The 18,731-nt window shown below is 63.1% G+C and carries 27 protein-coding genes; 11 read left to right on the forward strand and 16 right to left on the reverse strand.

Annotation, left to right across the window (positions count from 1 at the left end; genetic code table 11):
• Nucleotides 1-4 precede the first annotated feature (4 nt).
• From RIN79_RS06085 to RIN79_RS21545, 16 genes are all read right to left on the reverse strand, one after another.
• On the reverse strand, nt 5-1,045 hold the full coding sequence (locus tag RIN79_RS06085; protein ID WP_309083734.1) for an ABC transporter ATP-binding protein: 1,041 nt from the start codon (nt 1,043-1,045) through the stop codon (nt 5-7).
• Between the two features lie 10 nt (nt 1,046-1,055).
• Entirely contained in the window at nt 1,056-1,901 is an 846-nt protein-coding gene (locus RIN79_RS06090) for a carbohydrate ABC transporter permease (RefSeq protein ID WP_309083735.1), read from the reverse strand.
• On the reverse strand, nt 1,898-2,743 hold the full coding sequence (locus tag RIN79_RS06095; protein ID WP_309083736.1) for a sugar ABC transporter permease: 846 nt from the start codon (nt 2,741-2,743) through the stop codon (nt 1,898-1,900). Before RIN79_RS06095 ends, RIN79_RS06090 begins: the two co-directional genes overlap by 4 nt.
• A 68-nt stretch (nt 2,744-2,811) precedes the next feature.
• Nucleotides 2,812-4,086: an ABC transporter substrate-binding protein gene (locus tag RIN79_RS06100; RefSeq protein ID WP_375165880.1), complete on the reverse strand. Its 1,275-nt coding sequence runs from the start codon at nt 4,084-4,086 to the stop codon at nt 2,812-2,814.
• Nucleotides 4,087-4,110: 24 nt separating this feature from the next.
• Nucleotides 4,111-5,154 (reverse strand): substrate-binding domain-containing protein, encoded by a 1,044-nt coding sequence (locus RIN79_RS06105; protein ID WP_309083738.1) that lies wholly within the window; start codon nt 5,152-5,154, stop codon nt 4,111-4,113.
• Between the two features lie 635 nt (nt 5,155-5,789).
• Nucleotides 5,790-6,920, reverse strand: a complete 1,131-nt coding sequence (locus RIN79_RS06110) for a tyrosine-type recombinase/integrase (protein WP_309083739.1) — start codon at nt 6,918-6,920, stop codon at nt 5,790-5,792.
• A 196-nt stretch (nt 6,921-7,116) separates the two neighbouring features.
• Nucleotides 7,117-7,251, reverse strand: coding sequence for a hypothetical protein (locus tag RIN79_RS06115; protein WP_309083740.1), 135 nt, complete (start codon nt 7,249-7,251; stop codon nt 7,117-7,119).
• Nucleotides 7,252-7,667: 416 nt separating this feature from the next.
• Nucleotides 7,668-8,075 carry a hypothetical protein gene (locus tag RIN79_RS06120; protein ID WP_309083741.1) on the reverse strand — a complete coding sequence of 136 codons (408 nt, stop codon included), beginning with the start codon at nt 8,073-8,075 and terminating at the stop codon, nt 7,668-7,670.
• A complete protein-coding gene (locus RIN79_RS06125) occupies nt 8,068-8,823 on the reverse strand; it encodes a hypothetical protein (protein ID WP_309083742.1) in 756 nt (251 codons plus the stop codon). The genes RIN79_RS06120 and RIN79_RS06125 overlap by 8 nt, the downstream gene beginning before the upstream one ends.
• Complete coding sequence (locus RIN79_RS06130) at nt 8,823-9,146, reverse strand: hypothetical protein (RefSeq protein ID WP_309083743.1); 324 nt, start codon at nt 9,144-9,146, stop codon at nt 8,823-8,825. Before RIN79_RS06130 ends, RIN79_RS06125 begins: the two co-directional genes overlap by 1 nt.
• Nucleotides 9,143-9,274: a hypothetical protein gene (locus RIN79_RS06135; protein WP_309083744.1), complete on the reverse strand. Its 132-nt coding sequence runs from the start codon at nt 9,272-9,274 to the stop codon at nt 9,143-9,145. The genes RIN79_RS06130 and RIN79_RS06135 overlap by 4 nt, the downstream gene beginning before the upstream one ends.
• The gene (locus tag RIN79_RS06140) at nt 9,271-9,561 is read right to left on the reverse strand and encodes a hypothetical protein (RefSeq protein ID WP_309083745.1); all 291 of its coding nucleotides are present in this window, start codon (nt 9,559-9,561) and stop codon (nt 9,271-9,273) included. Before RIN79_RS06140 ends, RIN79_RS06135 begins: the two co-directional genes overlap by 4 nt.
• Nucleotides 9,558-9,758 carry a hypothetical protein gene (locus RIN79_RS06145; protein WP_309083746.1) on the reverse strand — a complete coding sequence of 67 codons (201 nt, stop codon included), beginning with the start codon at nt 9,756-9,758 and terminating at the stop codon, nt 9,558-9,560. Before RIN79_RS06145 ends, RIN79_RS06140 begins: the two co-directional genes overlap by 4 nt.
• Complete coding sequence (locus RIN79_RS06150; protein WP_309083747.1) at nt 9,748-9,927, reverse strand: hypothetical protein; 180 nt, start codon at nt 9,925-9,927, stop codon at nt 9,748-9,750. The genes RIN79_RS06145 and RIN79_RS06150 overlap by 11 nt, the downstream gene beginning before the upstream one ends.
• Before the next feature lie 308 nt (nt 9,928-10,235).
• Nucleotides 10,236-10,658 carry a hypothetical protein gene (locus RIN79_RS06155; RefSeq protein WP_309083748.1) on the reverse strand — a complete coding sequence of 141 codons (423 nt, stop codon included), beginning with the start codon at nt 10,656-10,658 and terminating at the stop codon, nt 10,236-10,238.
• Nucleotides 10,659-10,889: 231 nt separating this feature from the next.
• Entirely contained in the window at nt 10,890-11,591 is a 702-nt protein-coding gene (locus tag RIN79_RS21545) for a S24 family peptidase (RefSeq protein ID WP_375165881.1), read from the reverse strand.
• Between the two features lie 39 nt (nt 11,592-11,630).
• On the opposite strand from RIN79_RS21545, the gene RIN79_RS06165 reads away from it, so the two are divergent.
• The 11 genes from RIN79_RS06165 to RIN79_RS06215 form a co-directional block, all read left to right on the forward strand.
• On the forward strand, nt 11,631-11,888 hold the full coding sequence (locus RIN79_RS06165; protein WP_309083750.1) for a hypothetical protein: 258 nt from the start codon (nt 11,631-11,633) through the stop codon (nt 11,886-11,888).
• A 165-nt stretch (nt 11,889-12,053) separates the two neighbouring features.
• Nucleotides 12,054-12,575 (forward strand): hypothetical protein, encoded by a 522-nt coding sequence (locus tag RIN79_RS06170; RefSeq protein ID WP_309083751.1) that lies wholly within the window; start codon nt 12,054-12,056, stop codon nt 12,573-12,575.
• Nucleotides 12,575-13,102, forward strand: coding sequence for a RusA family crossover junction endodeoxyribonuclease (locus tag RIN79_RS06175; protein WP_309083752.1), 528 nt, complete (start codon nt 12,575-12,577; stop codon nt 13,100-13,102). The genes RIN79_RS06170 and RIN79_RS06175 overlap by 1 nt, the downstream gene beginning before the upstream one ends.
• Nucleotides 13,083-13,889, forward strand: a complete 807-nt coding sequence (locus RIN79_RS06180) for an ATP-binding protein (protein WP_309083753.1) — start codon at nt 13,083-13,085, stop codon at nt 13,887-13,889. Before RIN79_RS06175 ends, RIN79_RS06180 begins: the two co-directional genes overlap by 20 nt.
• Nucleotides 13,890-14,414: a DUF669 domain-containing protein gene (locus RIN79_RS06185; protein WP_309083754.1), complete on the forward strand. Its 525-nt coding sequence runs from the start codon at nt 13,890-13,892 to the stop codon at nt 14,412-14,414.
• A 92-nt stretch (nt 14,415-14,506) separates the two neighbouring features.
• On the forward strand, nt 14,507-14,794 hold the full coding sequence (locus tag RIN79_RS06190) for a hypothetical protein (protein WP_309083755.1): 288 nt from the start codon (nt 14,507-14,509) through the stop codon (nt 14,792-14,794).
• Nucleotides 14,794-14,985: a hypothetical protein gene (locus RIN79_RS06195; RefSeq protein ID WP_309083756.1), complete on the forward strand. Its 192-nt coding sequence runs from the start codon at nt 14,794-14,796 to the stop codon at nt 14,983-14,985. The genes RIN79_RS06190 and RIN79_RS06195 overlap by 1 nt, the downstream gene beginning before the upstream one ends.
• Nucleotides 14,985-15,224: a hypothetical protein gene (locus RIN79_RS06200; protein WP_309083757.1), complete on the forward strand. Its 240-nt coding sequence runs from the start codon at nt 14,985-14,987 to the stop codon at nt 15,222-15,224. Before RIN79_RS06195 ends, RIN79_RS06200 begins: the two co-directional genes overlap by 1 nt.
• Nucleotides 15,225-15,358: 134 nt before the next feature.
• Nucleotides 15,359-16,318, forward strand: a complete 960-nt coding sequence (locus tag RIN79_RS06205; protein WP_309083758.1) for an oxidoreductase — start codon at nt 15,359-15,361, stop codon at nt 16,316-16,318.
• Nucleotides 16,319-16,565: 247 nt separating this feature from the next.
• Nucleotides 16,566-18,059 (forward strand): helicase-related protein, encoded by a 1,494-nt coding sequence (locus tag RIN79_RS06210; RefSeq protein ID WP_309083759.1) that lies wholly within the window; start codon nt 16,566-16,568, stop codon nt 18,057-18,059.
• The coding region (locus RIN79_RS06215) for a site-specific DNA-methyltransferase (protein ID WP_309083760.1) at nt 18,056-18,731 on the forward strand (676 nt) is incomplete at its 3' end. The genes RIN79_RS06210 and RIN79_RS06215, both read left to right, overlap by 4 nt.

Here is an 18,731-nt window from a genome sequence, read left to right on the forward strand (position 1 = left end):
TCGTTCAGACGGCCATGCCGCTCTCGGGATCGAACCAGCGCACCCGGTCCGGCTTGGGCGCCAGGCGCAGCGTGTCGCCGGGCGTGACGGCAAGGTCGGACTCCACCACCGCGCGGAAGAGAGCCCCCTCCACCTCGCAGGTCAGCAATGTGTGGACGCCCAGCGGTTCCACCACGCGCACGGTCGCCGGAATACCTTCGGCGCCGACCGTGACATCTTCTGGGCGAATGGCAAATTCCAGCCGGTCACGCGAGGCCTGCGGGCCGTCGAGTGCGACACCGGCGACCTGCCATTTGCCGTCGCCTGCTCGCTTCGCCGGTATGAAGTTCATGGGCGGATTGCCGATGAAGCTGCCGACGAAGCGGGCGGCCGGATTGCGGTAGACCTCCACAGGCCGGGCCGCCTGCACGATCTTTCCGGCATTCATGACCGAAATCCGGTCGGCAAGGCTCATTGCCTCCACCTGGTCGTGGGTGACATAGATTGTGGTGGTCTTGCTGGCGGCCAGAACGCCCTTGAGCTCGGCCCGCATCTCGAGCCTGAGGAGCGCGTCGAGGTTGGACAGTGGCTCGTCCATCAGGATGACGTCCGGCTCCATGGCGAGCGCCCGGGCGACGGCGACGCGCTGGCGCTGGCCGCCCGAAAGCTGGCCCGAATAGCGCTTCAGCAACTGCTCGATATGCATGAGCTCGGCGGTGCGCGTGACCCGGCGCTCGATCTCCTGCCGCGGAAGCTTCTTCATCCTCAGGCCGAAGGCGATGTTCTCGAATACGGTCAGATGCGGGAAGACGGCGTAGTTCTGGAAGACCATGGCGATGCCGCGCTCGCGCGGCGGAAGCCCGTCGACGCGCCGCCCGCCGATCCACACCTCGCCCTGGCTCGGCGTCTCCAGCCCGGCAATGATGCGAAGGAGCGTGGTCTTGCCGCAGCCCGAGGCGCCAAGCAGCACCATGAATTCCTGATCGGCGATCGTCAGGTCGATCGAATGGAGCGCGTGGAATCCGCCGAAGCTCTTGGCGACCTTCTTGATGACGATTTCGGCCATGAAGGGACTCCTAGCGGTTCGCGATGCCCCACATCGCAAAGAGGTATCTGCGAACGGCAAAGATGAAGATGAGGGCGGGAATGACCAGCGCCGCGCCGCCCGCGAATTTGAGGTGCAGCGGCGAGACGTTGAGGCTCTGGACGAGAAAGGCGGGAAGCGTCCGGTTCTGGATCGTCAGCACCGCCGCGGCAAAGACCTCGTTCCATGAGATGGTGAAGGCGAATACGGCTGAGGCGGCGATGCCGGGCATCACCAATGGCAGAACGACCTTGCGGAAGGCCTGCCAGCGGTTGCAGCCGAGCGTCCACGCCGCCTCCTCGAGTTCGATCGGAATGCCGGAGAAGAGCGAGAAGGTGATGAGCACCGCGAAGGGGAGGGCAAGGACCGTATGCACGATGGCGAGGCCGAAGGCCGTATCGTCCAGGCCGGTGCGGATGAACAGTACGGCCAGCGGCAAGGCGAGCAGCGGCAGCGGGAATGCGCGGGTCATCACCACCAGCATCCGGAAGGATTCCTTGCCCGGAAAATCGAAGCGCGACAGCGCATAGCCGGCTGGCGCGCCGATGCCGATGGAAAGCACCATGGTAAGCACGGCGACGAGCACGGAATTGCCGAGCGCCTGCAGCACGCCGGCGAAGGAAAGGAAAAACCGGACCGAGCCGAAGTCGAAGGAGGGCAGGCCTGTCTTTGGGAAGCCGCTCACCTCCTGCGGCGAGGAGAGCGCGTTGACGAAGAGCAGGTAGATCGGCAGCAATACCCAGATGCACAGCACCACGATGGCTGCGATGAAGAGGAATCTGGCGGCGGAGCGCACCTCGACCTTATGCGGCGCGTCTACGCTGACGGCAGTGCTCATATCTTCGCTCCCTTGGGCACGCGGAGCGCCCACAGATAGAAGAGGGTGGCGGCGATGGAGATGGCGAGGATGACCATCGCATAGGCCGAGGCCACGTGCCGGTCCTGCAGCGCGAATTGCCACTGGAAGGTTTCGCCCATGAGGACGGGGAGGGTGGTGCCCCCGAGTGTGATCACGACGGCAAAGACCTCGAACGCAAGCAGCGTGCGCAGGATGAGCGCGGTCTGCAGGCTCGGCCGCAGGAGCGGAAGCGTGATCTTGACGAACCGTTTCCACGGTCCGGCGCCGAAGACCTCGGCGGCCTCGTAATATTCCTTGGGGATGAGGCCCATACCCGAGACCAGGATCACCATGACGATTGCGGTCGCGCGCCACGCCTCGGCGATGACCACTGCGGCGAAGATCACCCAGACATTCTGGTAGCCGAGGAAAAGAATCGGGCGCTCGATGATGCCAAGGCCCACCAGGAGCGAGTTCAGGAATCCCGATTGCTCGAAGATGGCGAGCCAGATGATTCCGGACGCCAGATCGGAAAGCCCGAGGGGGATCGAGAAGATGTAGAGGATCGAGCTGCGCCCGCTTTCAAGCTTGCTGACGATGGTGGCCATCGAGAGCGCGAGCATCAGCTGGATCGGCACGACAACCGCGGCCAGTAGCAGTGTCCAGCCCAGGGCCGCCTTGAATTTCCAGTGGCTCGCCATGGTCTGCACGTGCTGCAGCGTGAAACCCTCGGCCCCAGTGAAGGCGAGCAGCGCGATCTGCACGAACGGGTAGACGAAGAACACCAGCAGGAACAGCGTCGCCGGCAGCAGCAGGACGTAGGGTAAGACCTTCGGGTGCATCGGTCCTCCGGTCGCCGGTCTTCCGCCGCCCGATGCCGGAAGGGAACGGGCGGCGGAAAAGCAGCGTCTTATTCGACGGGGCAGGGGCCGTCGGAAGGCTGGTCCGGCAGCCAGCAGGGAGCCTTTGCCTGCTCCATGATGCTGCGCAGCGTCTCAGCCTGCTGGTCCAGCACATCTCTGACCGGCTGGCCTGCCAGTACGATGCGCTCGAACGCATCGGTATAGACCTGGTTGAACTGGCCGCCGAGATCGCCGAGGCCCACCGGCAGCAGCGACGGCACGGCATCCTCCGCCGAGGTCATCGCCTGGATCGCCGGTCCCAGCGCCCTGGCGGAGGCCGGCAGGTCTTCTGGCAGGGTCACCTCGATGGTCGGGAAGAAATTTGTGGCCAGCAGTGTCGCCACCTGCGTCTCCGGCTGCATCATGTAGCGGACGAGCCGCTTCGAAGCCTCGACATCCGGGGCGCCCTTCGGCACGGCGATGCCCGCCAGCACAGGCATGAAGCCGCGCCCCGCGGGACCGGCCGGGGCCGGGAACGCGACGAAGTCGTCCGGCCGCTGATTGAAGGCGTCTGCGAGCCGGGCGATGTGATCGAAGGCCACCCAGACGTCGCCGCTGAGGAGCGGCTCCTGCATGAAGGCGTAATTCGTCGAGGCCGGATTCGTGTACTGCCAGAGCTCCTTGAACATGTTCCAGCCCGCTTCCGCCTCGTCCGAAGCGAATTTGGTCACGGTCGAGTTGGCGTAGGAGGGCAGCAGGAAACCCTGGAAGAAGCGGTGCTTCAGCCCCTGCGGGCCGGCGGGGAAGCCGAATTTCGGCGAGCCGGTCTGCTCGGCCATCGCCTTGGCCCACTGCACCAGCTGGTCATAGGTGAGCGCATTGATGTCGGCACCCTCCGGCAGGTATTCCAGCGACTGCTTGTTGGCGGCCATCACATAGTTGGCCTGCATCCAGGGCAGGTATTTCTGCTCCTGCGTGCCGAGCTTTCCCAGTTCCAGGAAGGCCGGCGTGACCTCAATCCCGCCGAGATCGACGCCCGAAAGGTCGGCCCAGTGTTCGGCATATGTCGCCAGCTCACCATGCAGCGCCCCCACGACGCCGATCGAGCCGGACCCGGCTTCGAGCTCCGCCTCGAGGCGCGTGACGAAAGGCCCCACTTCCTGGGGCTGGAAGTCGACGCCGCCCTCGAAGCCGGAAAGAACATCCTCGCGCATCTTCTGGGTTTCTTCGACCGGCGCGGCCTGGGTCGACCAGAACAGCACCTGCGCGGTTGCGGCGTGCGCCGAAATGGACAGGGCGAGGGTCGCTCCCGTCAGGATGGAGATGGTCTTGTGCACCTTGATTTCCTCCCTTGTTGCAGTCGTGGATCAGATTTTCGCCGACGGCGCCGGCCCATGGCTTGCGCGCGCCACCAGCTTCGGCCGGATCAGCCGTGTCAGCTTGGCATCGCGCGGCCCTTCGATGGCCGAGATCAGCATGTGGCCGATCTCGCGCGCCGCGATGCGTGTGCCGGCGTCGAAGGTGGTAAGGCCCGGCGGCGCATAGGCAGCGGCGGTGATATTGTCGAAGCCGACCACGGAAAGGTCGCGCGGGATCGACAGGCCCGCCCGCGCAGCCTCCTCCATGACCGTCAGCGCCAATTCGTCGAAGATGCCCAGAATTGCGGTCGGCCGGTTGGGGCGATGGAGAAGGTCGTTGATGGCGGCGACGGTGGCGCCGCGGTCGAAGCGCGGTGCGGCGACGATGTCGAGCCGCACCGATGGATCGCCGCGCCGCGCGATGGCCTCGCGCATGCCGCGCTCGCGCAGGTGGCGGAAGGTCATGGGATCGGTGATGCTGACCATGCCGAAATGGCGGTGGCCGAGCCCGTAGAGCAGGTCGAAAGCCTCGCCGAAGGCGGTCACGCTGTCCGTGTCGAGCCAGTTGTATGAGGTCCTGTCGTTCAGGAGCCGACCATGGGCGACAAAGGGAAATCCGCGCTCCATGAGATAGGCGAGCCGCTCGTCCCTCTCGGCGATGCGCGGCACGACGACGCCGTCGGCGCGGCGGGATTCGACCACATGCTTGAGCACCGCCAGTTCCGACTGGCCCGGCTGGGCCGTCGCGATCAGAAGGTCGATGCCGTGCTCGACCAGGCCTTCGCCGAGACCGGTGATGAATTCACCCACATAGGAATCCATGAAATTGGGGCCGCGGATGGGCAGGACGAGGCCGACAAAGCCGCTGCGGCCGGAAACGAGCTGGCGCGCAGCCACATTCGGCACATAGCCGTGAGCCCGGGCGGCCTCGCGCACCCGCTCGCGCGTCCTCAGCGCGATGGCTTCATGGCCGGCAAGCGCGCGCGAAACCGTCGTTATCGAGAGGTCGAGCTCCCTGGCGAGTTCCTTCAGCGTCATGCCGCGCGTGGCCATCTTGGCGAAACACTCCTGCTCCTTTTCTATCGAGCTGAACCACGTTGTGCAAACGTTTTAAATGGTACTCGGACAGCGCAGCTGGTGTGCTCGCCGGGGCGCCCGTTCCTGGCGGGGACCGGGCGAGGCTGAAGGCTGCGGCGAGAGGAACTCAGCGTCCGCTTAGCGCTGGCATGCATGGCAGCGATGTAGCGCGCCAACCGGGGCGAGCGCTGCCGGAGTCCGCCGTGCGAGGCCGGCGCGCGGTGCGGTATGAAGGATTCAAAGTCGGCGCGCGAGCGGGGCTCGCGGCACATCCTCAGGCACAATGCGCGGTCAGGACATCTACCCGCGATCCCCTTGCAACCCGTCTTGCATGCGGGTCCGCACCAGACGCGGTACTGCTGCTCCCTGCGGCGCTACTATGACCCGTATAATCGCGACGGATCGAAAACTATCCACGTGGAGGGGCGAAGTGCCAAGCCTTGTTTACTGGTCGGAGTGGCAGGATTTGAACCTGCGACCCCCTCGTCCCGAAAAAGGTAGGCTCGCAGGAAACCCAGCAAATCCGGGCATTCTCGCTGCTCCTGATCTCGCTCTGTTCGGCTGATGTTCCGCGAAGCATTGCGGAAACATTGCGAACCGTTGCGGCGTTCTCAATAAGCATCGGCCGCCGATCTCTGGAACTCAGGATCATTGTGCAGGTAGGTGCGCTCATATTCCTCGACGGTCAGGCCGAGAGAAGCGGCGGCCTCATTCGGCGGCACATGCGCCTGCGCAAGCCAGGTGCCGCGCGTATGGCGCAGGATGTGCGGTGTCACGTCTGAAGAAAGCCCGGCGGCGGATCTAGCGCTCCTGAATGCCTTGTTCTCCTTCACGATCGGCTTGCCCTGGTAGTGCACAACGAAACGGAGGCCGACCCTTTCTTTCCCTTCCGCATCCACTTCCCAGCCCTCCAAGCGCCTCCATCGCTTCATATGCGCCAGCAAGCGCCGCGCCATCTTCACCGGCGGCTTGCGCTTGTTGTGGGCGACACGCTCCCCCTCCGCTCGGCGAAAGATCACGCCGCGCTCCACATCGGCCCATCCGCCGGTGGTGTTCCGCATCCACTGGAGCCCCTTGATTGCCCCCGGCCGGGTGCCGGTATAGAGCCCGATCAGGATAAGCCGTGCCAGATGGCTGCGCTTCTGGTCGCGCCGGCGAATCCATTTATCGTAAGAGTTCGGGCCTTCTCCCTCCTTCACCTTTTCCCAGCCCAGCGCGGCCCACAGAAGCAGTGCTGCTTCCGGGCGCGTCAGGTACCGTTCCCTCGGCTGGCTCTTCTCCGGAAGGGTAAAGGCTGGCAGCACGTCCAGCCCGTATTCCTTGTGGTAGTAGCGGATAGCGGCGCGAAGAACCTCAAGGTCGCGCCTGGCCCCTGCCTGAGTGCCCCTGTGGGCGACGAAATCGCGGCAGAGCTTGCCCTTGATATCTGCAACCTTATAGGCGCCGAAGAACTCATTAAGCCGCGCGATGGCGGCTTCGGTCTCCTTCGGTCGTGAAGTGGATGGGGCTTTCTCCTCGAGGTAAACGAGGAGGACGTCCCCGATTGTTATCTCAGCGGCACGACCTCCCCGCGGGGCTTGGTACTTGCTCGCGATGTACTCGGCGAGCTTTCTTTCCGCTTCTGAAGCTTCATGCGAAGCGCATCCTGTGCGGATATGCTTGGCGCCGTCGAGGATGACCCAGTTCGATTTTCCGCCTTCACGTCGGAGCCAGAGGCGGGGCGGCTTGCGCTTCTGAGGCATCGTTGCTTCATCTCCTCGATCGCGCGCTTGGTCACGAAGTCCTTCCTGGCGATCTGCATGATCTCGAGATTGCCCTTTGCCGCCTCGGTGCGCAGGGCCGACGGCGACAGCCGGCCACCGAAGAACAGCCGGCATGCCTCCGCAAGGGTAACGGGCTCGTCGTCCCCGATATCCACCATTTCGCGGAGGGGGCGCGTCACGGCGTATCCCCTTCCTTCTTATCGAGGGCGAGGCGGCCGGCTTCGGTGATCTCAAAGAGAAGCGGCAGGTCTCGCGGCTGATGTTCGGCGCTAACCGCGCGAGCAAGCCCGGCCATTATCAGCGAGGGCATTCTGTTCGGCCCTCCCTGCCGCGCCTCTGAGAGCGTTTTCGGGCCGCTCGCCAGTCGCTCAAGAATTGCTCGCTGGGTTGCTGTCAGCCTAGCCATCCTTCGCCTCCTTTAAAGAGCGGATGGCGGCCCCTCCCTGTGCTTCAAGGGCGCGGAGGGTGGCGAGATATTCCCCGTATTCGGCCGGAAGCGGGCACTTGGCTATCTGGTCTCTCGCCCACTCGTTTTCGCCGTAGTCGCAAGCGCCGCATCTTCGGCATTCATGCACTGGAACCGAGCAGCAGGCATCATCGAAACAGCCGCAGTTTGCGCCGCCGAGACAGTGCCAATCATGGCCAAGCTCAGCGCAAGTGGCTGTCGCCGCTTCGTGCTCCAGTCGAGCTACTTCCGCCCGCGCCGCTTCAAGGCGTTCCCGCAGCTCACTCGCCATCGCTCTGGCCCTCCATTGCTTTGAGGACGGCAATACGATCTGGATGAACCTTTTCTGAAAGCTCGCTCAGCGGATCTATGCGCTCGTGCTCGGCGATCGTCATCTTCGGCACGCCGATCGTCTCGCCATAGCGGGCCTTCCATGTGGCCAGCCACTCGCGCCAGTTGTCGCCGTTGACTTGCTCGGCTTCTTCCTTGGCGTGGGCTAGGTCGGGATGGAGCGCCAGGATCAGAGGTTCGGCTTCGCGGCTGACGCGCGGAAGTTGGTGGGTGTAGAGGCTCTTGCCCGTCATCCAGTTGAGAACCTCATAAACCCCGTCTATGTGGTTTTCGGAGACGAGGCGCCCGGTGACAACAGACAGTACGGCGCCGGTTGGAAAGTCCTTCAGTTTACGCATCTTCCCCTCCTGCTGTAGGGGCGGCGGGGGCTGCCGATTTGGCAAGACGCTCTTCAGCCTCGTCATGCGCCTGAGCGCGAAGCAACTCGAATAGGTGTTCTTTACCAGTTTTCCAGAACAGCTCGTGAGCGGCATTTTCCCAATCTTCGCCGCGCAAAACCGTCTCCGGCCCGCTCGGCACCGCCATGTGCGGGGCATCCGGCTTGGATGACGCGAGGGCGGAGAGGACGCGCCGCTCGTAATCGGCTTGCGCGGCGGCTTTGGCGGCTTCAAGAGTCTGGTATCGTGAGAGATCCGTGTGTGAACCGGAAAGCAAGAACGGAAGACGCCCTTTCAACTCCTCGGCGGGGCGATCCCTCTGGTCATCGATATGGTAATAGCCCCACGGCGTTTCAGCCCTGAAGGGGTTCCACTCCAGCGCCTTCACCGGCCCGCTCGGCTGCGGGGCGGGGTGGGCTTGATTGCACAATGCGTCAGCAACAAGCTGCGCCTGCGCCATCGTGGGGAATGTCATGAACCATTCGCCAGCGACAAGGCGATCATGAGGATTGTTCTCGCGTGCGGCAGTCGTACCAACTACCCCCGGCATTTTCGCCGGCGCGACGAAAACGGCAGGTTTTCCGTGCATGGTGCCGATATCTACGGCCCAGTTGCCTTGGCCAAACTCCGCCACCGCCTCCCCGCCCTCGGCATTGGCTTCTGCTCTGGCGGTCTCTCGGTCGATCTCTTTCCAGTTGATGTCGGGCATCACTCCCTCCCCTTGTCGCGGTAGGCGCGGGCGGCGCGAAGGTGGCCGACTTCGATGCTATGATTGCGATGGGTTATTTGCTGGAAGTCGTGGAACCCCTGCCAGTAGGGAGCAGCCACAGCAAACGGCTCGATCAGCCGATCCGCTTCGGCCTGCCTCTCTTCGAGGCGGGCGTTCTCCGCTTCCAGTTCAGCCACGCGGGAGGCGAGCCGGTCGCGCTCGGCTTCGGCTGCGAGGAGCGCCGTGATGAAGTCCTCGTGTGTCCAGTGCCGAAACACGAGCCGTCGCTCTTCCGCCTCGTCTGTCGTTGTGGTCTCAGTCATTGGCCGCCCCAGTCGTCGGGCTTGTCCAGGAATTCATCCGGATCTGGGCAAGCGATGGCGCGGAGCAGAATTGCTAAGATAAGCAGCGAGACCGCCACTGCAGCTGCTATGGCGAGGATCGTCGTCACTCTGCCGCCTCCATGATGCGAGGCTCGACGACGATCTGGTAGACGGTGACGTCTGGTTTACGGAAGAGCGACATGTCGCCGAAGGTGGCCTCGATCTTCTTCATGTCGTAAATGCCCTTCCTGGTGGACACTTTCTGAAAGGCGATAAACTGATCGCCCCCGAGGCTGTCGGCAGAGCCCATGGCCTTGGAAATAAGGACCTTCAGCTCCTCCTCTTTCGCTTCCAGAGCTTTTTTCTGCGCCCGCACGTCCGCGAGCTGATCAACGATGTGGCGATTGGACTTCATGACTTCCTCCGAATGAGGTTGAGCGCCGTCATCGCGGCCTTGGGGGCACGGTGGCTTTTCAGGGATGAGGCGAGGCCGAGGGCGCGGCGCGCGTGGTGCTCCGCGAGGAGCCGGTTGCCTTTGAGACACTGGAGCTTCGCCTCGGCGAACTCGGCGCGCATTGTCTCGGCGCGCAGGCAGACCGGATCAGGAAGCATCGGAGCCTCTGATGAGCTTGCGCACGAGCTTGGCCTGCCGCTTTACGTTCTCCTCGTAGGCCGCTGCTTTCCGCTCGGCTTCGGAACGATGGAGGTCGGGGTGATCGGTGCGGGCCAGCTTGTCTCCGAGAGCTTCGGCGGTGGCGATGTGACGGAGCTCGTCGGTCATGACGCGAATGCTCCGAGATAGGCCGCGGCGACCGCGACGAAGATCGAGACGGCGGCGAGGGAGAGGAGGTCCTGGGCGAGGTCACGCATTGGAGCGGCCCTCCGACTTGGCGGCATGGATGCGCAGTCGATGCGCGGCAGTGGCCTTTGATCGCGCCGAGAATCTAGTTCCGTCAGGTGCTACGGCGCGCCAGCGCATGCCCGCTTCGGCGTCGATTGCGTCAACTACAGTCCCGAGGCAATTCGCTCCGGCGAATACGCGCCAAGCTGGCCACGGCGCCGCCGTATCGGTTTTCCGGAAGGTAAGCATCACGCCCTCCTCCTCACGCGCCGCATCAGCAGCTCGTGCTCGTCGCGCCACGTGCCCAGCCCGGCATAGGCGAGGGAAAGGGCCTCGGCGGCCTTGCGATTGAGCGGCACCAGCGTGTCGAGCGCGCGGAGCTTTTCCGCGCCCGAGCAGTGCCGGTAGGCGTCGGCCATGGCGTCCGCGAAAGACATGCCGCTGTTGAGGTTGCCGCAGAGGCAGAGCGCCCGCTGGCTCTGATAGGTGGCGCTCGACCAGAACGCGGCACGGCCGGCAGAGATCGCCTTCATCGCCATGGCGCGCATCACGCCGTCGTCGCCGTAGAGGGTGATTGCGTCCTGCAGGGCTAGGGGAGGCGCTGCAACGCCGCTTGCCAGCTTTGCCAGCACGTCTGTCAGACCAGGAGCGTTTCGGACTATGGCGTTCATGAAGGTTCCCATCTCTCGGCTGAGCCGCTGTTGATGGGAGGATATTATCGGGAAAAAAACCGAGGCGCAAGAGGGAATCGGGAATAAAACCGAGCCAGGGTCACGCGCCCGGGGAATTACCCTAATGAAAAGCCCCGGCAGAACGATCCGGCCGGGGCGTGCACTGAAATGGAAGTTGTCGATTATTCAGAGGAGAGGGCAGAGCCTGGTGCAGCTTTGCATGTCGATCGGTTATCTTCCAAACAGCTCGTTTTGGCTCAAGACCTTGTGAATGCGCTTGACCAAGAGGCGTGGAATGCGAACCTCCTTTTTCGGATTGAGCTTGCCGATTACAATCTCCTCGCCGCGGCTGATGAGGTGGCCGATCATCGCCCACTCCGGCTCGCCGGGATCGTCGCGTGCTTCAACAATAACCGTATCGCCAGATCGAGCTGGGCGGTCAGGGGCGATAAACCTCAAGTCACCTGGTCGGTGCTCTGGCTCCATCGAATCGCCCTCGACATAAAGGGCAAACAAATTTCGCACTCCTGCAAGCGCCGGCGGCCTGGGTACATAATCGATCTCATCGCCGGTGAACTGAAATGAGCCTCGTTCGTGCGAGCCAGCGGCCGTGCCGCGAACGGGGACCATGTGATCGTGCGAAGTGCTCAGAGCTGTGTGGGACGGGGATGGATCTCCGCTCCCGGTGAGGAGCCAATCGGCCGTTGTATCGAGAACTGGAGCTAGGGCGGCGAGCGTGCGCGTTGACACGCCCGCACGCTCGCGCCCGGAACGGACAGCGCGGCGCATGTCGCGAATTGCCGAGTCGCTCAGACCGGCGAGCTTACTGGCGCGCGACTCCGTAAGGCCCACTTCAGTGAGCCTCTGATCAATCCTGTCCAATATATCCTTTAGCATAATCGGTATTATTCCCGACTTTGCGCTTTGAAGCATTCGGGAAGAAAACCGTTGACAAATTCGGGAAAAAGACCGATGGTGCTGCGCATGATTGAAATCGCGCACCTCCTCCGCCTCGCCGACGAGTACTCCCGTGCCACGGGCACGAAGGATGTCACGTTGAGCTTCTGGGTCTTCAATGACAGCAAAAAGCTCGCGAGCCTTCGTGGCGGAGCGGACATCACGCTGGGGCGGTACAACGCTGCTCTTCGGTGGTTTTCTGATCACTGGCCCGCCTGCGCCCAGTGGCCCTCCGGAGTGGCTCGCCCCGCGCAGCAGGAGACTGCGGCATGAATTCCCGTTCGTCCTCCTCCCCGAACGGTGACCGGCGGCAGGGGCACCCCCGGGCCTCTGCCGCCATTTCTTTTGATCGTCGCGACTGCAATCGCTTCGATCCTTCCTGCGCCTCAAGCGCCTCACTGTCCGAGGCAACACTTAGGGGCAAAGGAAAACAGCGTCATGGAAAAGTTGTCCGCAAACACGGAAAGGAAGGGGGCGCCTATGTCTGATGTTGCGCTCGCAAGAAAGCTCGTCGCGGAAATTGGTGGAGACTGCTGGGACGGAAAGGCCGATCTGATCGATCGCGTCTACGACGCAATATGTCGGCACTTTCGGGATCTGGATCAGCCGCATTCTTGGACGCGGCGACGTGTTCGCTCCTTCTGGCATCGTGAGGCCGCCGGCGTCCGCTATCACGAAATGGTCGAGCTCGCGGCGGTGGCGCATGCTCAGAAGCTTGAACGCAAGAGGATTGAGGAGGCCAAGCGAGATCATGCCGAATTCGTTACGCGCACCGCAAGGCTGGCGACGGCTCTTGCCGTTCAGGATGAGGAATTTCATCGCGAAGCGATTGAAGCATTCGGCCGAATTGCGGGCTCGCAGGATGATATCGCAGTCGAACGAACTGCGCAGCGACGCCATGAGGCTCTTGCTGGATGCGATCGCGCGAGCGGAACTCTGGGCGCCGGAGGCTGCCTCTGATGACTGCCCTGGCGCGCAAGGTTCAGGCCACGGCAGGGCCGATCACGACGGAAGCGGGTATCCTGGCGGACCTGCCCGCTTCCGTCAGCTTCACAATGCCGACGCCGCCGAGCGCGAACCACCTGTTCAAGAACGTGAAGGGCGTGGGGCGCGTTAAGACGCGCCACTATGACGACTTCGTCCGCATGGGCGTTGCGGACATACGGAGGCAGAAGGTTGCCTCCATGCCCGGCCGCGTCATCGCGATCATTGGCGTGGAGCGCATGTCCGGCTCAGCCGACATCGACAATCGCCTCAAGGCAATGCTGGACACGATCGTCGAGGCGAGAGTGATCGCCGACGACAGTCTTGTCACCGCAATCGCCATCACGTGGCTCCCGAGGGCCAACGGTCTTTCCTGGGTGCGGCTTCTGCCCGCGCAGAGGCTCGACCTCACCTTTCACCCGTCGCACGACGGCGCAAGCGGCGGGTGGTACCCAACTGCGCCATCAATGCAAGGAGAAGATCATGGCGATTTCGCTATCTGATCTGAAAACGGTGCGAGCGGACAAGCCGCCTCGCATCCTCATCTACGGCCCGCCGAAGATGGGCAAAACCACTCTGGCCAGCGAGTTCCCGAACGCAGTCTTCCTGCAGGTCGAGGAAGGCGAGGGCACTACCGAGCTGGTTTCGTTCGGCAAGCTGTCATCGTTCACGGATGTAATGGATGCGCTCGCTGCCCTCTATGTCGAGGAGCACGACTTCCAGCACGTCGTCATCGACTCGATCACGGAGATGGAGAAGCTCGTCTTCGCGGAGACGTGCGCTCGCGGCGACGAGAAAGGCAACGCCAAGGCCAACATCGAGGATTTCGGCTACGGCAAGGGCTACGTCTATGCCCAGCGCATCTGGCAGGAGTTCATCGACGGCATCAACGCCCTTCGCCGCGACAAGGGAATGGGCATCATCCTGATCGCCCATTCCAAGGTGACGCGCTTCGACGATCCGGAAACCGTTTCCTACGACCGCTACGAAATCGACCTCGACAAGCGCGCCGTCGGCGCCATCGAGCGGGAGATGGACTGCATCTTCCTGCTTAAGAGGCCCGTAGTCGTGAAAACGGAGGAGGCAGGATTCAACAAGAAGCGGGCGAGGGCGGACGTCAGCGGCGACGTCCGCATGATCCACGCCCAGGGCACGCCGGCCTATGTTGCCGGCAACCGCTACGACATGCCGCCGACGTTCCGCTACGACAGGGGCAAAGGATACGACCTGCTTGCCCCCTATTTTCCCAATACGCCGGCTCCGGCCGAGACGCAGAAGGAGGCCGCATAAATGGCCAACATCGCAGGAAGCTATGATCCGAATGCCGAGCCCGGCGGCGATTTCGAGCCGATCCCGGCCGGCGAGTACCGTGCCAAGATCATCGAGAGCGACGTCGAGGATATTTCGAAGCGGGAGAACAAGGGCCGCTGCCTTCGGCTGACATGGCAGGTCGAAACCGGTCCTTATGACGGACGCCTGATCTGGCAGCGCCTCAACATGTGGGGCGAAAACATGAACAACATAGACAAGGTGATCTCGATCGCCCAGTCGCAGTTCGCTGCCATCCGCCAGGCAACGGGAAAGCTGACGCCACAGGACTCGAGCGAGCTTCACGGCATTGCCTGCACGATCCGCGTGAAGGTGAGGCAGGACCCTGGCTATAGCCCGTCGAATGAAGTCACTTCGGTGAAGCCGGTCGGCGGGGCGCCGGCGGGGCAGGGCACGGCACCGCAGCAGAGATTTACTCCTCCGCCGCCCCAGACCGGCGCTAACGGCTCCGGCGGGTCAGCACCGTGGCGAAAGCCGGCTGCATGACGTAGCGGCCGGGCGGTCGCAGGCCTCGTAAACCGAACCGCCCGGCACTCCATCCCGAACGATTTTCACTTCGCTCGAAAAGGATCGAGACGATGAACGATATCCGTTTGCCTCGCAAGCCGAAGAAGCAGCGCGGCGGCTGGCTCAAAAATCCCAAGCTGCCGCGAGACGGCGAGATTATCGGCGGTGGCTTTTGGGTCTTCCGCCGCGGCGATAGCACCGGTCGCATCCGCCCTTCCGTCTGGCCCTTTGAGTACGGCAGCGAAGAAGCCGCGACGGTGCAGGCTGACAAGCTGGCCCGCGCCAATCCTGGCCAAATCTTCGTCGTGGTCGGGCAAAAGCAATCCATCCTGTACCTCGTGAAAGACGAGGTGGCGTGATGGCGAGCCTCATCATCGAAATCCAGCGCGGCAGCGCCTGGAACAAGCTGACCACCGTCAGGATCGCTGCGTCAGGCCCCTCTGACGAGCAGGCGGCACGACGCAGGGCAAAGCAAGATGCGGAACGGCAGCTTCGCAGTTGGCGCGGCTACTTCACGTCAGACCGCCTTCGGATTCGGGAGGTGGCGTGATGGTCAGGCTCATCCACCCCGAGACGATCAGCTTCCGCGCCAGTGTCACCGAAGATGAAATCCGTGAGCGCATGGCACACGAAGTTCTGGAGCAAATTGGCGGTCTTGGGCCGGACGGCAAAAAACTGCCCGGGATTTCCGTCAAGGTGAACCGAGGCACAGGTCGTGCCGGTGGCTACACTATCGACGTGTCCGGACCGGCCCCCGCTCGCATCTTCCTGCCGAGGGAGGGCGAGTAGATGATCCTCACCTGCTACCGGTGCCCTCGTCAGCTCGCCTTTAGGGGCGTCAAGCGCGATGTATTCGTCCGGCTGTTCGGTTGGCTGAATAAGCGCGGCCGATACTTCTGCTCCTCATGTGGGAGGGCAGCATAATGGTGGCCCTTCCGAACTCCATCTCGTTGACCGTCGTTGCGATCGACGCTGCGGTGGAAGCCGCTGAAGATCGCGACTTCGATCACGTCGTGCGCGGATCCTCCATTGGTCATCCCTGCGAGCGCCACCTTTGGTATCGCTTCCGCTGGGCGCACGAGCCCGAAGTCTTCGACGGCCGCAAGCTGCGCCTGTTCCAGACCGGGCATGAAGAGGAGGCGCGACTTGTCGCCTATCTCGCCCTGGCTGGAGTGAAGATCGAGGCCGTTGACCCTGCCACAGGCGAGCAGTGGGAAGTCACCGCTCTGGACGGCCACTTCGCCGGCCATCTGGATGGGATCGCCACGGGCATTCTTGAGGCGCCCACGACGCCGCACCTGCTCGAATGCAAGACGCACAATGCCAGATCCTTCGCGCAGCTGCTCCGCCACGGAGTAGCAATTTCGAAACCCGAACACGTCGCGCAGATGCAGGTCTACATGCACCTGAAAGGGCTGACGCGCGCCTTTTATCTCGCCAAGAACAAGGACACCGATGAGCTCTACGGCGAGCGCATCCGCTATGACGCCGCGCAGGGCTCGGCTTTGCTGGCCAAGGCGGAGCGTATCAGGGATGCAAATGCCGCGCCGGCAAGGGTGAGCGACGATCCCAGCTATTACCTCTGCCAGGCCTTCAACTGTCCCAGCTATGGCGTTTGTCACGCCGGTCAGTTCGCCCTTCGAAATTGCCGCACATGCTTACACTCAGCCATCGGCTCGGCTGGGGCTTGGTACTGCGCGCGTTTTGATCGCGTTCTGACAATTGAGGCGCAGCGAGTCGGCTGCCCCAATCACCTGTATCTGCCCAGCCTCGTGCCGGGCGAGCAGGTCGATGCCGACGAACGGGCCGAGACCATCACCTACCGCATGCCTGACGGCTCTGTATGGGCCGATGGTGCGCATCGCGAGGGGAGGGCGGCGTGATGGTGCGTGTACACGTCTGCCTCGAATGCGGTTGCCCCATGACGGGCAAAGGCGAATTTTGCGCCCGTAAGTGCCGGCACGATTTCAATAACCGGCGCAGGCAGCGCGGAGCCGAGCTTTACGACCTCTACATGGCGCACCGCTTCGAGCGGTCGCAGGCTCAGCAGCTCGGCGTCTTCCAAGCCATCAACCGGCTCGCCTCCAATTACCGACAAGAGGACCTGCAGCGGCGTGCTGGCCGGAAGTCGTGGCGCTCGCCCAGGACCGTTCTGGAGGAACGGCCGTACCTCAAGGCCATCTCAACGTACGACGGCACGGGAAGGAGGGCACGGGCATGACCCTCCAATCCTACCATGAACTGATTGCCGGCAAGCGCGTCGCGTTCCAGCCGTCCGGCTTTACGGACGTTGACGAAGGCGCTCTCCCCTCCCGCCTCTTCGATCATCAGCGCCACGGCGCCGCCTTTGCTCTGCGCTGCGGCTCGGGCGCGCTATTCTACGATACCGGCCTGGGCAAGACTGCGATGGCGCTTGTCTGGGGCAACGAAATTGTCAGGCGCACCAACAAGCCCGTTCTGATGCTTGCGCCACTGGCTGTTGGAGCTCAGCACGTCGAGGAGGCGCAGGCGTTCGGCATCGAGGCGACTCAAAGCCGGGATGGTGCCGCGCCTATCCGGCCGCGCATCGTGGTTACCAACTACGAGCGCCTGGAGAAGGTCAATCCGGATCTCTGGGGCGGTATGATCCTCGACGAGAGCTCGATTCTGAAGAGCTTCACCGGCAAGACGACGCGCCGGCTGATCAAGGCTTTCGAACGCACGCCTTACCGGCTTGCCTGCACCGCCACGCCGGCGCCGAACGATCATACCGAGCTTGGCCAGCACTCCCATTTCCTCGGCGTGATGGAAGCGCCCGAGATGCTGTCACGTTGGTTCATTGCCGACCAGACGCAGATGGGGCGTTACCGGCTCAAGAAACCGGCCGTCCGGCCGTTCTGGGATTGGGTAGCTTCCTGGGCTCGATGCGTATCCAAACCCTCCGATCTCGGCTTCTCCGACGACGGGTTCGAGATGCCACCGCTAAACCTTCATCGGCACTTGGTTGCGGCTGATCGCGGCATTGATACCGGTGAGGAAAAGAACGGCCAAATCCGGCTCTTCCGAACGCCGGACATGTCGGCAACGTCCATTCATCGAGAGAAGCGGCTGACCAGCATCGCGCGCGCCGCGAAGCTTGCAGAGATTGTCGCGGCGGAGCCGAGCGAGCCGTGGATCATCTGGGTTGAGACCGATTACGACGCCGACGCCGTTCGCGAGGCCATCCCCGAAGCCGTCGAAGTCCGCGGCTCCATGTCCATCGAGAAGAAGGAGGAGCGGCTGCAGGCGTTTGCCCGCGGCGAAATCCGCATCCTGCTCAGCAAGCCCTCGATCTGCGGGTTTGGGCTCAATTGGCAACACTGTGCCCGCATGGCGTTCATGGGCCTCTCATTCTCGTACGAGAGCTTCTACCAGGCCGTTCGGCGCTGCTGGCGGTTCCGACAGAAGCGCGCCGTCGAGGTGCATGTCGTCTGCGCAGATACCGAAGAGGCCATTTGGCAGGTGGTCAGCCGCAAGGCCGGCGATCACGATGCCATGAAGGCCGCAATGGCCGCCGCCATGTCGCGTGCGGCCCGCTCCTCGAAAACCCTTCTCACCTACCAGCCCCATCAGGAGGCCACGCTGCCGGCGTGGATGCTGTCATGAACGTTCTCGATCAAGCTGCCGGCGAAGGCTGGGCGGCGTACAACGCCGATACCGTAGAATTCACGGCCGAGATGCCGTCCAACTCCATCGACCTGTCGGTCTATTCGCCACCGTTCTCCAGCCTCTACATCTATTCAGAAAGCGAGCGCGACATGGGTAACGTCGCCTCGCACGAGGAGTTCTTCGCCTCGTATCGTCACCTGGTCCGGGAAAAGCTGCGCGTCACACGACCGGGCAGGTTGTCGGCCATCCACGTCAAAGACCTGGTCTATTACTCCAACAGCTCAGAGAAAGGCGACCGCGGCCTCTATCACTTCACCGGCGAATGCATTCGTACCCACGTCGAGGAAGGGTGGACCTTCCATCGCCTGATTACCGTCTGGCGCTGTCCGGTGAAGGAGATGCAGAAGACCAAGGCTGATCGCCTTCTCTACAAGCATTTTCGCACCGACGCCGCCCGGACCGGTGGCGGAATGCCCGAATACATCGCCGTTTTCCGGAAATGGGCTGAGGGGATGGAGGTCACCGCCCCGGTGGTCCATCCACCGGAGCGCTTCCCGTTGGAGGTCTGGCAGGAGTGGGCTTCGCCGGTGTGGATGAACACCCGCGAGACCGACGTTCTTAATGTCGGGGCGAAGGGTGATGAGGAGCGGCATCGGACACAGATGCCGC

Origin of the sequence: Chelativorans sp., from assembly GCF_031180965.1 — a bacterium.
Lineage (GTDB): Bacteria > Pseudomonadota > Alphaproteobacteria > Rhizobiales > Rhizobiaceae > Chelativorans.

Coding starts and splice junctions, on each gene's coding strand:
- RIN79_RS06170 (WP_309083751.1), top strand. CDS start 12,054: ATGGAAAAGTTGTCCGCAAACACGGAAAGGAAGGGGGCGCCTATGTCT.
- RIN79_RS06115 (WP_309083740.1), bottom strand. CDS start 7,251: ATGCCCTCGCTGATAATGGCCGGGCTTGCTCGCGCGGTTAGCGCCGAA.
- RIN79_RS06085 (WP_309083734.1), bottom strand. CDS start 1,045: ATGGCCGAAATCGTCATCAAGAAGGTCGCCAAGAGCTTCGGCGGATTC.
- RIN79_RS06190 (WP_309083755.1), top strand. CDS start 14,507: ATGAACGATATCCGTTTGCCTCGCAAGCCGAAGAAGCAGCGCGGCGGC.
- RIN79_RS06125 (WP_309083742.1), bottom strand. CDS start 8,823: ATGCCCGACATCAACTGGAAAGAGATCGACCGAGAGACCGCCAGAGCA.
- RIN79_RS06110 (WP_309083739.1), bottom strand. CDS start 6,920: ATGCCTCAGAAGCGCAAGCCGCCCCGCCTCTGGCTCCGACGTGAAGGC.
- RIN79_RS06175 (WP_309083752.1), top strand. CDS start 12,575: ATGACTGCCCTGGCGCGCAAGGTTCAGGCCACGGCAGGGCCGATCACG.
- RIN79_RS06105 (WP_309083738.1), bottom strand. CDS start 5,154: ATGGCCACGCGCGGCATGACGCTGAAGGAACTCGCCAGGGAGCTCGAC.
- RIN79_RS06165 (WP_309083750.1), top strand. CDS start 11,631: ATGGTGCTGCGCATGATTGAAATCGCGCACCTCCTCCGCCTCGCCGAC.
- RIN79_RS06145 (WP_309083746.1), bottom strand. CDS start 9,758: ATGCTTCCTGATCCGGTCTGCCTGCGCGCCGAGACAATGCGCGCCGAG.
- RIN79_RS06155 (WP_309083748.1), bottom strand. CDS start 10,658: ATGAACGCCATAGTCCGAAACGCTCCTGGTCTGACAGACGTGCTGGCA.
- RIN79_RS06090 (WP_309083735.1), bottom strand. CDS start 1,901: ATGAGCACTGCCGTCAGCGTAGACGCGCCGCATAAGGTCGAGGTGCGC.
- RIN79_RS06185 (WP_309083754.1), top strand. CDS start 13,890: ATGGCCAACATCGCAGGAAGCTATGATCCGAATGCCGAGCCCGGCGGC.
- RIN79_RS06095 (WP_309083736.1), bottom strand. CDS start 2,743: ATGCACCCGAAGGTCTTACCCTACGTCCTGCTGCTGCCGGCGACGCTG.
- RIN79_RS06180 (WP_309083753.1), top strand. CDS start 13,083: ATGGCGATTTCGCTATCTGATCTGAAAACGGTGCGAGCGGACAAGCCG.
- RIN79_RS06195 (WP_309083756.1), top strand. CDS start 14,794: ATGGCGAGCCTCATCATCGAAATCCAGCGCGGCAGCGCCTGGAACAAG.
- RIN79_RS06130 (WP_309083743.1), bottom strand. CDS start 9,146: ATGACTGAGACCACAACGACAGACGAGGCGGAAGAGCGACGGCTCGTG.
- RIN79_RS06120 (WP_309083741.1), bottom strand. CDS start 8,075: ATGCGTAAACTGAAGGACTTTCCAACCGGCGCCGTACTGTCTGTTGTC.
- RIN79_RS06205 (WP_309083758.1), top strand. CDS start 15,359: ATGGTGGCCCTTCCGAACTCCATCTCGTTGACCGTCGTTGCGATCGAC.
- RIN79_RS06150 (WP_309083747.1), bottom strand. CDS start 9,927: ATGACCGACGAGCTCCGTCACATCGCCACCGCCGAAGCTCTCGGAGAC.
- RIN79_RS06140 (WP_309083745.1), bottom strand. CDS start 9,561: ATGAAGTCCAATCGCCACATCGTTGATCAGCTCGCGGACGTGCGGGCG.
- RIN79_RS06200 (WP_309083757.1), top strand. CDS start 14,985: ATGGTCAGGCTCATCCACCCCGAGACGATCAGCTTCCGCGCCAGTGTC.
- RIN79_RS21545 (WP_375165881.1), bottom strand. CDS start 11,591: ATGCTTCAAAGCGCAAAGTCGGGAATAATACCGATTATGCTAAAGGAT.